This is a genomic window from Cognatundibacterium aquatile (genome assembly GCF_014699135.1).
GTDB classification, from domain to species: domain Bacteria; phylum Pseudomonadota; class Gammaproteobacteria; order Burkholderiales; family Burkholderiaceae_D; genus Undibacterium; species Undibacterium aquatile.
Genome location: NZ_JACOFT010000001.1, coordinates 55,830 through 68,959, shown reverse-complemented (window position 1 = coordinate 68,959; position 13,130 = coordinate 55,830). Strand labels below are relative to the sequence as shown.

The window sequence follows — 13,130 nt, the reverse complement described above, 5'->3', positions numbered from 1 at the left end:
CAGACAAGGATGAGCGATGCAGATGGAAAAGAAATTGATCAACTATCACGGCACGCAGGTCATCGAAGGCTGGCCGGAACGAATCGAAGAGTCGCAGTTGCAGCACAGCTATTCGATTGCTGGCGCAGAGCAACAACGCATTCGCTATGGCGAAGAGAACGAAGACTGGGGCGCCAATGAGCACCCTTGCCATGACTGCGCCGTTATCAAAGGCCAATTCCACGTCATCGGATGCGATGTGGAAAGGTGTCCAAGCTGCGGAGGACAGGCGTTCTACTGCGATTGCGAGTATGACGATGACGGGGATCAGGAAGAAGATGAGCAAGCAGATCAAAACGAATAGCAGACACGACACCGCCATCAAAGAAAATCTGCGCGTCGCATCCTTTATGACATTTGCCCTTGCGCTGCTTGCCCCGGTTGGCTGGGCGTGGGCGCAGCTTTCCTCGTTCAAGGAGCAACACCCAGATTTTAGCTGTGGCCTGCCTGTACTCGCGATCTACGCATTTGCGGTGTGTGGTGCAGGGGTGCTTTCTCTTGTGGCCACCTCATTAAACGTTGTCGCGTTTCGTCGCCTGAGTCGGCCGCGTTCCTTTGGCCGAAAGGTCGAAATCGTCGCAATTTCAATGCCGGCAATTATTGCGACGGTAATGATTTTGGGTGTGTGGTATGCCGGCTAAGCAGTCCGTCAACGGAGAACCCCTAAATTCCCAAGCTTCCTTCAACAATCATCGCATCAGCCTGAGTCTGACGTTGCCGATCTGCTCCCGGTGATTGATCCTCCTTGCCCTCAACCCGCTCAAAACCCTCAAAACATACTCCCCGGGGTATCTCTACAAGCTCAATGTTCATGCAGGGATATTGGGTATTTTCTTAAAAACAGGGGGGAGTATGCAGAATGTGAGCAGCTTTTCGCAGGTTTGATAGCATGATGTGCTGCCTTTTTCTGGATGGGCCTGTTAAGACGATTGAAACTTAATTGCTATATATGCATCATTGTGTTAATGTTGATTTAAAACAAGTCAGGCGTATAACTGTGCGTCGGTTGACCTGTTGCACATTAAGTGAACGAGTGGTCTGAGTTTCTATTATCAAAAAAGGAAGTTTAATGTCTGATTCTGTTGTGCAATTTGCTATTAGCACGATTCCAATTTTGGTCATCGGACCATTAATGCTTGCTTTGCTTGTCTGGACTTTCAAGATTTGTTGGAATCGTGTTTTGCCCCCGGTCTTTGGACTAAAAGAAATTGACTTTCTGGACTCAGCCGCCTTCCTGATCCTGTTGGCGATTGTCTTTTCAATGTTGCATGGCGCTGTTCGTTAAATCTTGCCGTAACTCGGCAAGTTAACTTTGCACGGTGTCGCTCTGTCGCCTCTGCCGTTGAACTCAAACGTTCTTTTCCAAAGCCTCAAGTTTCCTTCAACAATTATCGCATCTGCCTGACCCCGGCATTATCCATCTGCCCTTGGTGATCCAATCCACCGCGTCGGACACCCTCAAAACGCCAAAAATATACTCCCGGGTGTATATATACAAGCCCAATGTTGATGTACAGATTTGGAGTGTTTTCTTAAAAATAGGGGGGAGTATGCAGAATTCAGGCCGCTCGCCTGCCGTTTTTAAGACGATTTTTGTCTGTTGCCAGCGTATGAAGAAACGTATCCCATGCGCTTGGTTTTTCAGTTGCGAAGAGGTAACGCTGATAACGCAAACGTTCCCGCACCTGATCGAATAAACGGGGTGTTGGCGATGTCGGTGAAGTGATGTTTTCCATCTGATTACACTGCATTGATATTCACTACCGCTAATTACAACAAGGTTGCATAAGGCTTTGAAGACAGTCGGAGAAAATTGTCTTTTTTTACATTGCGAGTTAAGCTTCACTTTTGTCAAATTAAATAAAAGTTATTTCGAAGGAACAAGAATATGAGCGTTATCGCTTACTACGTTCACGTTGACGAGGGGCAGCTTCAATACCTTCGTGAGCAGCCGGCTCTAGTCTGGAACATCAAAAGTGACCCACGCTTTGCCTCGGCAGTGCTCTTCGATGTTGACAAGGACTATGACCTTCTCGCTTGGCTGGCTTCCGAGAAGAAACGTAAGGAGCAGGCACAGCAGATCGCTAGCTATCGAGCTATTGATCGAGAATCGAAGTCGGGGACCGACTATGACAAGGCTGAGTTCACTCGCGTGATGAACGATGAGCTTCAAAAGCTTGGGGTATCGCCGGAGGATACGAATGCCATCCCAACCGATCCCGCACTGGAGGCGATCGAGGGTCGCGGAAAGGAGAGTCAGCGCGATCCCAAGATCAATCTGGGTATGGGTAATGCCCGCCACTTCACGCCGAGCGAAGTGACGAAGTTAGCGGATGCACTTGGGCGAATTACAGAGGCTGACCTTCGAAGGTCGTTCAATCGAGCGGAAATGGCCAAGTTCGATGTTGGTGGTATCGGCTGGCTTGAAGAAGAAGATTCAGTATTCGAGGAGTTTTTGCTTCCTGCCTTTCGGGGGCTTCAAGGTTTTTATAGGAAGGCTGCGAAGTCTGGCCACCATGTTCTCGTCATCTACCAGTAACGACATGAATGTGTGTCGCCTACGACATAACAGGTCGTTCCAGCGGACCGCCTCCGGCGGCGGAACTCAGAATTAAGTTCCAAGTCATGGTTTGCTAGACACCATGTTGCGCTGTACCTTTTATAAAGTCTCACTTCAAATCAATGGGAGATAGATATGAATAAGCAATGCAATGTGGTAGTAAAGCGTTTAATGGCGCCAGTGACCGCTGCAATATTTACAGTCTCACCTGCATTCTCTGCGCATGGAACTGAAGAGATTCTACTTGGCGTCAAGTAGAATTTCAACGATATGGAGTTCACAGTCGCGTCCGCAGGATGTACAGACAAAAAGACTTTGCAGTTGAAGTAAACAAAGGATTTACTGGAAAACCTCCTTATTTGCTGACGATTCGTAGAATAAGACCAGACGATAGCAAAGCATTTCTGGAGAACGGAACCGTTGTCAAATTCAGCAAAGAGGAGATAGGGCTATCGGACGTTATTGAAATGATACTGATAAATGAGATTGGGGACACTTCACCGCATCGGTAAAGCGAAACCTAAGCCTAAGTAAGTAAGCAATGAGGGCTGCGCAATAGGTCGCGCAACCCTCATTGCTTCCCCTTTCGTTTTTTTTATGACCATGGTTCACGAGACGCCATGTGATGCAGTTGAAACAATGTCTCGTTTTTAAATCTCAGGGAGAGAGTTATGGCAATTCAATGTAGAGACTGGCACGCTTGGCTTAACACTATGCCTCCAAAACCGGATGACTTCCATGTCGCTGGCGATGTAGTTGTGGGCAACCCTGGAGTTGAAGCAATTTTTACTATGCGAGAGCCGCAAGGTATAAATCCTACAATCCTCATTCTTGATCTTTATCTAAATCAAAAGCCGGGCAATTGGCCGCAGGTCATGACCTGTGCACCCGCCAAATTTAGTCGTGTAATGCCGCCAAATTCAACAAGTTACCAAGCTGTCGAAATCTATTCTCAAGGTCAGAAAGTCGGGTTTATCGATCACGTCTCTGTCGTTTCCTGAGTGAAAAACTAACCCTACAGCGGGGGGGACGCGCCGCGACAAAGCTGCGTCACCCCTCACTCCACGTTGCTCACCCCGATCCCCAAGCTTCTTTTAATGATAATCATACCAACTGATGCCAGCGTTACCTATTCGGTATCAAGTATCCAATCCACCGCGTCCGACGCCTTCAAAACCCAAAAAATATACTCCAGGGGGTATATCTACAAGCCCAATGTTTGTGCAGAGATTTGGGGTGTTTTCTTAAAAACAGGGGGGAGTATGCAGAATTCTGGCAATTCGTCTGTCATTTAGAGGATGAATCACTCGCAATCGCCCGATGCACCTATGCATAAATCCGCCCTTATGCACAGGCGCATTTCCGGCGACTAACTTACGCAGGCGTGGCGAGTTTCAGGCCGATGATGCCGCAGACGATCAGGGCGAGGCTGAGCAGGCGGGCCGGGTTGGCGGATTCGCCGAACAGGATGATGCCCAGAATCGCAGTGCCGACGGCGCCGACGCCGACCCAGATTGCGTAGGCTGTGCCGACCGGCAGGCTCTTCATGGCGATGCCGAGTAAGCCCACGCTCACTGCCATTGCCGCCAGCGTCAACGCGCTGGGCCAGAAGCGGGTAAATCCTTCGGTATATTTGAGGCCGATTGCCCAGACGATTTCAAACAAGCCTGCGGTGATGAGGATAAGCCAGTTCATGTTGCGTTCCTTGTGCGGTGGCAGGGTCGTCCCTGCAAAAAATCGGAACCGCAGAGGTCGTCCTCTGGCGGGGATGTTGCTGAATTCGGCGTTACCGGCAGTGGCGGTGGCTGCGGTTTTGCCGCGCTTGCATCTTGGCCTGCATTGTTGTGCTCATTGTTGTGTACTCGGTGGCGCCGATAGTGCCAGTCATTGTGCGGCCATCAGGCCACTACAGGCACTAAAAATACTCCCCCCAGTATATTTTACAGCCCAATGTTCATGCTGAGATTTGGGGTGTTTTGCTAAAAACAGGGGGGAGTATATCTGCAACGCTGTTTAAATATCGATGGGCAGGCTCCAGCCGGACGGAATTACATCGTGGCGCACGACGGCGCGTTGCTGGTGGCGGCGGGCGAGGCTGTCGGGGCTCCAGGTGCGTTCCCAGCCGGGTGGATACGGTAATTGCCGTTCCAGTGCGGGCTGGCGCTGGCGCACGCCAATGACGGGCAGATACAGCGGCAGCGGGTTGTCGGCGGTATCGGCACCGAGGCTGTAGGCGTAATCGGGCAGCAGCGCATCGCAGACGTCGGCAAACCAGGCGCTGTGATCTTCGTCGCGGCCCAATGCCTGCGCCAATCCGGCGGGGTCGAACTGCGCCAGTGCCTGACTCAGTTCGGCGCTGCTGGCACCGGGCGCGTCGCCCCACCCCATCACCGGATTAAAAATATAGTCAGCGCCGGAACCATACCAGCCTTCGCGGCACGGGCGTTGCATCCAGTTGCGCGTGCCTGTGAATAACTGCCAGCGCCAATGCAGGCCGGAGGCTTTCGGCCAGATATACAGATACAGTTTTTGATAACCGGCGGCGTGCAATTCGCGCACCATCGCCATCAGGCGCGCTTGCGGCATGCGTTCCGGCGGGTCGCGGCGAAACAGGATCGCGCTGCCGTCGGCATGTTGAATTTCGTCTGTGGATAAGTTCAGATCAAGGGTGCGCTTTTCATCGCCAAAGCGGGCGGCGACCCAGCCGGTCAGCAGATTCACCGTCGTCAGCACGCCGTAGCCGCGATGACGGTGAAAGATAACAGTGCCGGGGGCGATCGTTTTCATGATGGTGCGTGGGACAGAAAAAACAGGTCAGCGATGATGAGGCGCAAGTGTAGCAGCTTTCAGCGCGCCGCCTGGCGCGTTACAATGACAGCCTCTGACACTTCATTTTTCCGGCACACCATGAGCTTGCGTATCCTCGCCACCGGCGGCACTTTTGACAAACATTATGATGAAATCGCGGGCAAGCTGGGTTTTGCCGACAGCCATTTGCCGGAAGTGATACGCCGCGCGCGGCTGACGGTGCCAGTCGAGCTGGAAATCTGCATGCTGATGGATTCGCTGGATATGGACGACAGCCACCGTCAGACCATCTTAGCGGCATGCCAGGCATCGTCGGAAAAAGCGATCGTGATTATTCACGGCACCGACACCATGCGCGAAACCGCTGAGGTGCTGGGCGCGGCGAATCTGGGTAAAACCATTGTGTTTACCGGCGCGATGATTCCGTATGAAATTGCGAATTCCGATGCCTTGTTCAATCTGGGTTTTGCCTGCGCCGCCGCGCAATTGCTGCCGCCTGGTGTGCATGTGGCGATGAATGGCAAAGTGTTCCCGTGGAACGATGTGCAAAAAAACCGCACGGCAGGCGTGTTTGTGAATAAATGAGGATGACATCATGAGATGGCTGCTGGCAGCGGTATTGCTGAGTTTGTCGACGCTGGCGTCGGCGGCAGATGTGCGTTTTGATGCGTTTTATTTCTTTCAGTCAGAAAGCGTGCTGCAACAAAAAGGCATCAATGTGGACAGCCTCGGTCGTTACACACGGGCGCTGCAATCGCAGATTTACAAAGCGTTCAAAAAATCGAAAGTTGCACCCAGCACAGGTTATGTCGTGATCGCGATTCGCTCGGATGGTGCGACGTATTCATGGCTGGATATGACGCCAATGGTGCACGAATATTTTGATAATCAGATTTACGATATCGTGCAGAAACTGCCGCCACCTGACGTGAAAACCGGCATCTTTGTGTTTGCGATGAAGATGGCGATTGATACGCCGGTGTTCACCAGAAAACCTGTACCCGAGCCAGCTGATTGGCCTGCTGCAAAAAAGAAAATCAGCAACCCGGATAACATCGAAGAACTGGTGATGTCGCTTTGGCCTGATTAAAAAAGCAGCATTGGCGGGCATCCTGTTCGCCATCGCTAAAAAAAACGGCGTGATTTCTGAATAAGGAAATCACGCCGCTTTTGTTTGGATTGTCTGTTGATGACTCGCTGCGGTAGATGCAGTAGATGCGGTCGGAAATGATTACGCCAGCAATTCCTCCAGCGCTTCGATCAGCAATTGCGATTCCGCATCGGTGCCGATGGAAATCCGCAGGAATTGCTCTATCCGCGGCAGCCGGAAATGGCGCACGATGATATGCCGTGCACGCAGGTCTTGCGCCAATGTTACTGCATCATATTCAGGGTGACGCGCAAACACAAAATTCGCCGCCGAAGGCAAGACTTCAAATCCTAATTCCTGCAAACGTACCGTGAGCTTTTGCCGCGTGTTGATGACGGCATCACAGGTCAGTTTGAAATAGTCCTGATCTTCAAACGCGGCGATCGCACCGGCAACCGCAAGCCTATCTAACGGGTAAGAATTGAAACTGTTTTTGACGCGGTTCAGCGCTTCGATCAGATCCGGATGGCCGACCGCCAGCCCTACCCGCAGGCCCGCGAGTGAACGCGATTTGGACAAGGTCTGCACCACCAGCAGATTCGGAAACTGCGCTACCAGACTGATTGCCGAGGTGCCGCCGAAATCAATATAGGCTTCATCCACCACCACAACTGAGCGCGGATTATTCTTCAGCAAATCAGTGATTTTTGCCAGACCGAGCGCGCAGCCGGTTGGTGCATTTGGGTTCGGAAAAATAATCGCGCCGCCATCTGCCTGTGCATAATCTTCGATATCAATCTGAAATTGCGCATTCAGCGGAATGGTTTTGTAAGCGATGTCATACAGGCCGCAATAGACCGGATAAAAACTGTAAGTAATATCGGGAAACAGCAAGTCGCTATCGTGTTTCAGCAGCGCCTGAAACGTGTGCGCCAGCACTTCATCGGAACTGTTACCGACAAACACATGTTGCGGTGTGACCGCGTAATAATCGGCAATCACTTCGCGCAGACGGTCTGAGCCCGGATCAGGATATAGACGCAGATCGCCAGAGGTGGCTTGCGTAATCGCTGCCAGCACTTTCGGTGACGGCGGATACGGGTTTTCGTTGGTATTAAGTTTGATCAGATTTTGCAGCTTGGGTTGTTCACCCGGCACATACGGTGTCAGTGTGTGTACAAGCTTGCTCCAGTATTGGCTCATGATGATTTTTCATGTGGGACCGCGCACAACAGATACCTGGCGCTGATCTGGTGAAGATAAAAATATCGTTGGTGTTCGCGATGTTGCTGGTATTGCTGATTGCAGGAAAAAAGTAAGGGCATATCCGCCCTTACTTTTTTATCAGACATAGTTTAGCCGATCAGACCGTCTTCTTTAAACATGTGCTTCAGACCGCGCAAAGCCTGACGGATACGTGATTCGTTTTCGATCAGCGCAAAGCGCACATAGTCGTCACCGTATTCACCGAAACCGATGCCTGGCGAGACGCAGAGTTTGGCTTTATCCAGCACTTGTCGCGCGAATTCGAGTGAGCCGAGATGGCGGTAATGTTCAGGAATATGCGCCCAGATATACATCGATGCTTTCGGCTTATCGACCATCCAGCCGATGTCGTGTAAACCTTTGACCAGCACATCGCGGCGATTCTGATACTGATCGCGGATTTCATGCGCACAGGTCTGATCGCCTTCCAGCGCGGCGATCGCGGCGACCTGCACCGGCGTGAAACTGCCGTAGTCGTGATAGCTCTTGATGCGCGCCAGTGCTGCGACTAATTCCTTGTTGCCGACCATGAAACCGATACGCCAGCCTGCCATGTTATAGCTTTTCGACAGCGTGAAAAATTCCACCGCCACGTCACGCGCATCCGGCACCTGCATAATCGATGGCGCTTTCCAGCCGTCATACACGATATCGGCATACGCCAGATCATGCACCACCAGAATATTGTGTTCTTTGGCGAGCTTCACCACGCGTTCGAAAAATTCGAGCTCTACACATTGCGCGGTTGGATTCGATGGGAAACCGAAAATCATCATCTTCGGTTTCGGATAGGTTTCGCGTATCGCGCGTTCCAACTCACTGAAAAAATCTACATCCGGGCTCATGCGTATCGAGCGGATATCAGCACCCGCAATCACCGCCCCGTAGATGTGAATCGGGTAGCTCGGATTCGGCACCAGTACGGTGTCGCCTTTATCCAGCGTCGCCAGCATCAGATGCGCCAGACCTTCTTTCGAGCCTATGGTGACGATGGCTTCGGAATCGGGATTCAGATCGACGGCGTAGCGGTCTTTATACCAGCGCGCAATCGCACGGCGCAGGCGCGGTATGCCCTTGGAGGCCGAATAACCATGCGTATCAGGGCGTTGCGCGACTTCGACGAGTTTATCGACGATGTGTTTTGGCGTTGCGCCATCGGGATTTCCCATCGACATATCGATGATGTCTTCGCCACGGCGACGGGCGGCCATCTTGAGTTCGGCCGTGATGTTGAACACGTAAGGCGGCAGACGATTGATGCGGGAGAACGAAAATTTTGGCGAGGAAGCAGGCGTGGATGCAGGTGTATTTTCACCCGTTGAACCCCGGCCCGGCGGAGTAAGTGGATTTGTCATGATCAGTTTGTATGTGGTTAACGTAGCGCCCGGAACCGTCCGAGCGACGTGGAAGCCGTAACTTCCTTTTTTATTGTACCCACCAAATCAATATGTTCACAAGGCTTTTGTAAAGTGATTACTGTCAAAAAAAGAGGCATACGTTATGCTGTGGACATTGATAGATTTTGACAGAAAGACGGAGAAAATTATGTCGCAGCATCAGGCAGCAATCGTGCAGGATTTACCTTTGCACGCGGTGTATCTGATTTTTGATTTGCAGGAAAATGTCAGCCAAAGCGCGGTACGCGAGGCTTTGCAGCAATTACAAGCACTCGCTGACGGTGAACATCTGGTGATCGGCATCGGTGCTTCGCTGGCCGGATTTTTACAGGCCGGCATACCTGGCTTGCGTGAATTCACCGGCATCGCAGGCAGCAAAGTACGCTTGCCTGCAACACCGGCGGCGTTGTGGTGCTGGTTGCGTGAAGATGAACGCGGCGAGTTGTTGCATCAGCAAATCCGCTTGCAACAGGCATTGGCAGGCGCGTTTGTTTTGCAGCAAAAAACGGATGCGTTCAAATATGCCGGAGGCCGCGATCTCAGCGGTTATGAAGACGGCACAGAAAATCCGCAAGGCGATGAAGCGCTGGCGGTAGCGATTGCTGCCGATGGCAGCAGCTACGTCGCGATACAGCAATGGGAACACCGTTTTGAACGTTTGCAGGCAATGCCGCAAGCGGAACAGGACGATATGATCGGGCGGCGTAAAGACGACAATGAAGAATTGGAAGAGGCGCCGGAATCGGCGCATGTGAAACGCACCGCGCAGGAAAATTTTGAGCCAGAAGCCTTCGTGATGCGCCGTTCTATGCCGTGGGCAGATGGCGCGCGCGGCGGTTTGTATTTCGTCGCATTTGCAACTTCTTATGCGGCGTTTGAAGCGCAGTTGCGTCGCATGTCGGGTGCTGAAGATGGTACGACCGATGCGTTGTTTCAATTCACGCAGCCGCAAACCGGCAGTTATTTCTGGTGCCCGCCGCTGTTATCCGGTAAAGCCGATCTGCGCTTGCTTGGTGTGGGCTGAATGTTCCTGTTCTAACAAGCACATAAATTCTTCCATCGGCAAAGGTTTGGAAAACAGATAGCCCTGAAATGCCGTGCAGCTGTGTTTAATCAGAAATGCACGCTGGGCGCTGGTTTCCACACCTTCCGCAATAACGTTCAGACCGAGATTGATGCCCAGTGCGATGATGGCGCGAACGATGGTCGCATCATTTTCATCGTGGCTCAGATCCCGTACAAATGACTGATCGATTTTCAGCTGATTCAGCGGCAGTCGCTGCAGATAGGCTAATGAAGAATACCCGGTACCGAAATCATCCATAGAAAAAGCGATACCGAGTTTTTTCAACTCGCGCATTTTTTCTGTGGTGGCATCGATGTTGTCGAGAATGGCACTTTCGGTCAGCTCAATTTTAAGCAGCGCAGGATTAATCTGATGCCGTGCGACGATCTCACTCAGTGTTTCGACAAACGACGTGAGTTGAAATTGTTTGGCACTGACATTCACTGCCAGGCTCAGATTTGCGGTTGCGGCTGATTTTTCCCATTGCTTCAATTGCGCACAAGCGGTTTCTAACACCCACTGACCGATAGGAATGATCAACCCGGTTTCTTCTGCCAGAGGAATAAATTCAGCTGGCGAGATGAAGCCGCGATCCGGATGCCACCAGCGTATCAGTGCTTCAGCGCCCAGAAATTTACCGTCAGCATTCACTTGCACCTGATAGTAAAGCTGGAACTGGTTCTGTGATAATGCCAGTCGCAGATTCGATTCCAGCAGCATGCGCACCAGTAATATCGCCTGCATTGCCGGATCGAAAAAGCGAACGGTATTTCGCCCGGCTGTCTTGGCTTCATACATGGCGGTATCGGCCCGCTTGAACAAGTCTTTGACCGTGATTTCGTCACCCTGAAATAAGCACACGCCTATGCTGCTGGAACCATGATGTTCAAAATCGGCAATCTGGTATGGTTCACTCAGAATCTGGCGGACTTTTTCTGAAATTTTATCTGCCTGAATAATCGCTTCTTTTCTGTCTGTACTGAGTTCTTCAAGTATGACAACAAACTCATCGCCACCTAATCGGCCAACGGTGTCGCTTTCGCGTATGCAACTGCTTAAACGCTTTGCTGTTTCTATCAATAACAAATCACCCGCATCGTGGCCACGGGTGTCGTTCAGATTTTTGAAGTTATCCAGATCGATGAAAAAGATGGCGCTGTGACTGCTGTTGCGCTGACGAACAGAAATCAGATGTTCCAGGCGATCCATCAGCAAGCGGCGATTCGGCAACTGCGTCAGCGAATCGTAAAATGCGAGTTTGCGGATATCTGCTTCATAACTTTTGGAAAGACTGATGTCGGTGAATGAGGCAACATAGTTGCTGATTTCCTGGCCTTCCATGATGGCTGTCAGTGTTAGCATTTGCGGGAACGCTTCGCCATTGCGGCGGAGGCTCCACAGTTCTCCGTTCCAGAAATGTTTCTCTTTCAATGAGTCAAAAATTCTCTGAAAAAAAGCGCTGTCCTGCTCATCGCTTCTGTAAACCGGGGGGCGTTTTCCCAGCATATCTTCTGCGGTGAATCCTGTGATCCGGGTGAATGCCTGATTAACTTTCAGAATTTTCCAATTGGCATCGGTGATGAAAATGCCTTCTTGTGATTCGAAGGTGCAGGCAGCGATATGCAAATCTCTTTCCGCTTGTTTGCGGTCTGTAATATCGCTGAGAAAACAATGCCAGAGCATAGCGCCATCGGCTTCGCGCTCAGGCAGTCCATCGACAAACAACCAGCGCACACTGCCATCAAGGCGATAAAAGCGAAATTCCGTTTGCCATGGCGACAGTTCTCGGGTTGCCTGTGCGAGTTGTTGTCTGGCTGTCTCGACATCACGAGGATCGATTCTGTCTATGAGCTGTTGCGCGTTATCTTTGACGTCTTGATGACTGACTTCTAACATCTGCAAGATGCCGATACTGGCGTAAGGGATACTCGTGGTTTTGTCAGAACGTACCCGGTATTGTATTGCCAGGCCGGGCAGGCGGGACGTCACTTTATTGAGCCGCTGATAGGTTTCGTTTATTTTTTTACTGGCGATTGCGTTTTCTGATCGCATGGCGTTGATCATCAGAGCAATCAAGGCAATCGTAGTCACATACGCCCAGACCACAACCAGACCGGATGCCTCGAAACTGGAAAACCTGCCGAGATTATTCGATGCGGCCCAGGTCGAGAATATGGCCAAGGCCAGGCTGATGCTGCTGACCGTCAGCAGGCTGAATCGCATCGCGGCCCAGATCATCATGGCGACAATCACGAAACTGAGACGCAGATAGTTATACGGCGACAAAAAAACGAACCAGTTCGCAGCTACGAGCAGAATCAGAAACATCAAAATTTCTTTTTTATGCTCAAGTGCACGTAAAGAGTGTCGCGATATTGCAAGTAACACCGGGCTGGCCAGTAAAGCACCCACGGTGTCACCGGCAACCCAGATGTACCAGGTGCTAACGGTGAAGGGTTTACCAGACAGAATGCTTAAAGCCAGTGTGCCAAATGTCGCAGAAATCATCGCGCCGGCCAGCGAAGACAGCGTAAACCACAGTACATCGCGGCGCGCCGCAAAGTGCAGGTCGAAATTTTTTTTATGAAGCATCCAGCAGGTCGCCGCAGGCCCGGTCGTGGAACCGATGGCAAGTAAGATAGCTTGATAAATGGATAATTTCCACCATAACTCCGTGAGCAGAATTGCAATGAAAATTGCTGGAATCATCACTTTGCCGTAGCGAAAAATAACGGCAATCGCGACACCTGCAGGCAACCAGAGCAGGCTGAGATTTGAATCGCGATAAGTAATGGAGATTGCCAGGCTGCAAGCGAGAAAATAGATCAGTATCACTGACAGTATCCGGGGAAGCGACTGCTTTGATCTGAAGCGGGCAAACAAGCTGGGGTTCTGCGTCTTTAA

14 protein-coding genes are annotated in these 13,130 nt (G+C 51.2%); 8 read left to right on the top strand and 6 right to left on the bottom strand.

The window, feature by feature from the left end; genetic code table 11:
- The first annotated feature begins 16 nt into the window (after window positions 1–16).
- From H8K26_RS00300 to H8K26_RS00290, 3 genes are all read left to right on the top strand, one after another.
- Complete coding sequence (locus H8K26_RS00300; RefSeq protein ID WP_190476498.1) at window positions 17–343, top strand: hypothetical protein; 327 nt, start codon at window positions 17–19, stop codon at window positions 341–343.
- Window positions 318–680, top strand: a complete 363-nt coding sequence (locus H8K26_RS00295) for a hypothetical protein (RefSeq protein WP_190476495.1) — start codon at window positions 318–320, stop codon at window positions 678–680. Before H8K26_RS00300 ends, H8K26_RS00295 begins: the two co-directional genes overlap by 26 nt.
- A gap of 428 nt (window positions 681–1,108) precedes the next feature.
- The gene (locus H8K26_RS00290; protein WP_190476493.1) at window positions 1,109–1,324 is read left to right on the top strand and encodes a hypothetical protein; all 216 of its coding nucleotides are present in this window, start codon (window positions 1,109–1,111) and stop codon (window positions 1,322–1,324) included.
- 274 nt (window positions 1,325–1,598) lie between these two features.
- Here the strand turns inward: H8K26_RS00290 and H8K26_RS00285 are convergent, their stop codons facing one another.
- On the bottom strand, window positions 1,599–1,775 hold the full coding sequence (locus H8K26_RS00285) for a hypothetical protein (RefSeq protein ID WP_190476491.1): 177 nt from the start codon (window positions 1,773–1,775) through the stop codon (window positions 1,599–1,601).
- A 152-nt stretch (window positions 1,776–1,927) separates the two neighbouring features.
- On the opposite strand from H8K26_RS00285, the gene H8K26_RS00280 reads away from it, so the two are divergent.
- Together H8K26_RS00280 and H8K26_RS00275 are read left to right on the top strand one after the other, a co-directional pair.
- Window positions 1,928–2,578, top strand: coding sequence for a DUF1877 family protein (locus tag H8K26_RS00280; protein ID WP_190476489.1), 651 nt, complete (start codon window positions 1,928–1,930; stop codon window positions 2,576–2,578).
- 692 nt (window positions 2,579–3,270) lie between these two features.
- Complete coding sequence (locus tag H8K26_RS00275; RefSeq protein WP_190476486.1) at window positions 3,271–3,600, top strand: hypothetical protein; 330 nt, start codon at window positions 3,271–3,273, stop codon at window positions 3,598–3,600.
- Window positions 3,601–3,973: 373 nt separating this feature from the next.
- On the opposite strand, the gene sugE is transcribed toward H8K26_RS00275, so the two are convergent.
- Both sugE and H8K26_RS00265 read right to left on the bottom strand, forming a co-directional pair.
- Window positions 3,974–4,294, bottom strand: a complete 321-nt coding sequence (gene sugE, locus H8K26_RS00270; RefSeq protein ID WP_190476485.1) for a quaternary ammonium compound efflux SMR transporter SugE — start codon at window positions 4,292–4,294, stop codon at window positions 3,974–3,976.
- A 318-nt stretch (window positions 4,295–4,612) separates the two neighbouring features.
- A complete protein-coding gene (locus H8K26_RS00265) occupies window positions 4,613–5,386 on the bottom strand; it encodes an L-asparaginase (protein WP_223826767.1) in 774 nt (257 codons plus the stop codon).
- Window positions 5,387–5,506: 120 nt separating this feature from the next.
- Here H8K26_RS00265 and H8K26_RS00260 point away from each other — a divergent pair, with 120 nt between their 5' ends.
- Window positions 5,507–5,992: an asparaginase domain-containing protein gene (locus H8K26_RS00260; protein ID WP_190477569.1), complete on the top strand. Its 486-nt coding sequence runs from the start codon at window positions 5,507–5,509 to the stop codon at window positions 5,990–5,992.
- 10 nt (window positions 5,993–6,002) lie between these two features.
- Entirely contained in the window at window positions 6,003–6,497 is a 495-nt protein-coding gene (locus H8K26_RS00255) for a DEAD/DEAH box helicase family protein (RefSeq protein ID WP_190476483.1), read from the top strand.
- A gap of 141 nt (window positions 6,498–6,638) precedes the next feature.
- Here the strand turns inward: H8K26_RS00255 and hisC are convergent, their stop codons facing one another.
- Together hisC and alaC are read right to left on the bottom strand one after the other, a co-directional pair.
- Window positions 6,639–7,700: a histidinol-phosphate transaminase gene (gene hisC, locus H8K26_RS00250; protein WP_190476481.1), complete on the bottom strand. Its 1,062-nt coding sequence runs from the start codon at window positions 7,698–7,700 to the stop codon at window positions 6,639–6,641.
- 152 nt (window positions 7,701–7,852) lie between these two features.
- Window positions 7,853–9,118, bottom strand: a complete 1,266-nt coding sequence (gene alaC, locus H8K26_RS00245; protein WP_190476479.1) for an alanine transaminase — start codon at window positions 9,116–9,118, stop codon at window positions 7,853–7,855.
- 190 nt (window positions 9,119–9,308) lie between these two features.
- On the opposite strand from alaC, the gene H8K26_RS00240 reads away from it, so the two are divergent.
- On the top strand, window positions 9,309–10,184 hold the full coding sequence (locus H8K26_RS00240) for a Dyp-type peroxidase (protein ID WP_190476477.1): 876 nt from the start codon (window positions 9,309–9,311) through the stop codon (window positions 10,182–10,184).
- On the opposite strand, the gene H8K26_RS00235 is transcribed toward H8K26_RS00240, so the two are convergent.
- Entirely contained in the window at window positions 10,143–13,061 is a 2,919-nt protein-coding gene (locus H8K26_RS00235; protein ID WP_190476475.1) for a bifunctional diguanylate cyclase/phosphodiesterase, read from the bottom strand. The two genes, H8K26_RS00240 and H8K26_RS00235, sit on opposite strands and share 42 nt — an antisense overlap.
- Window positions 13,062–13,130: the final 69 nt, after the last annotated feature.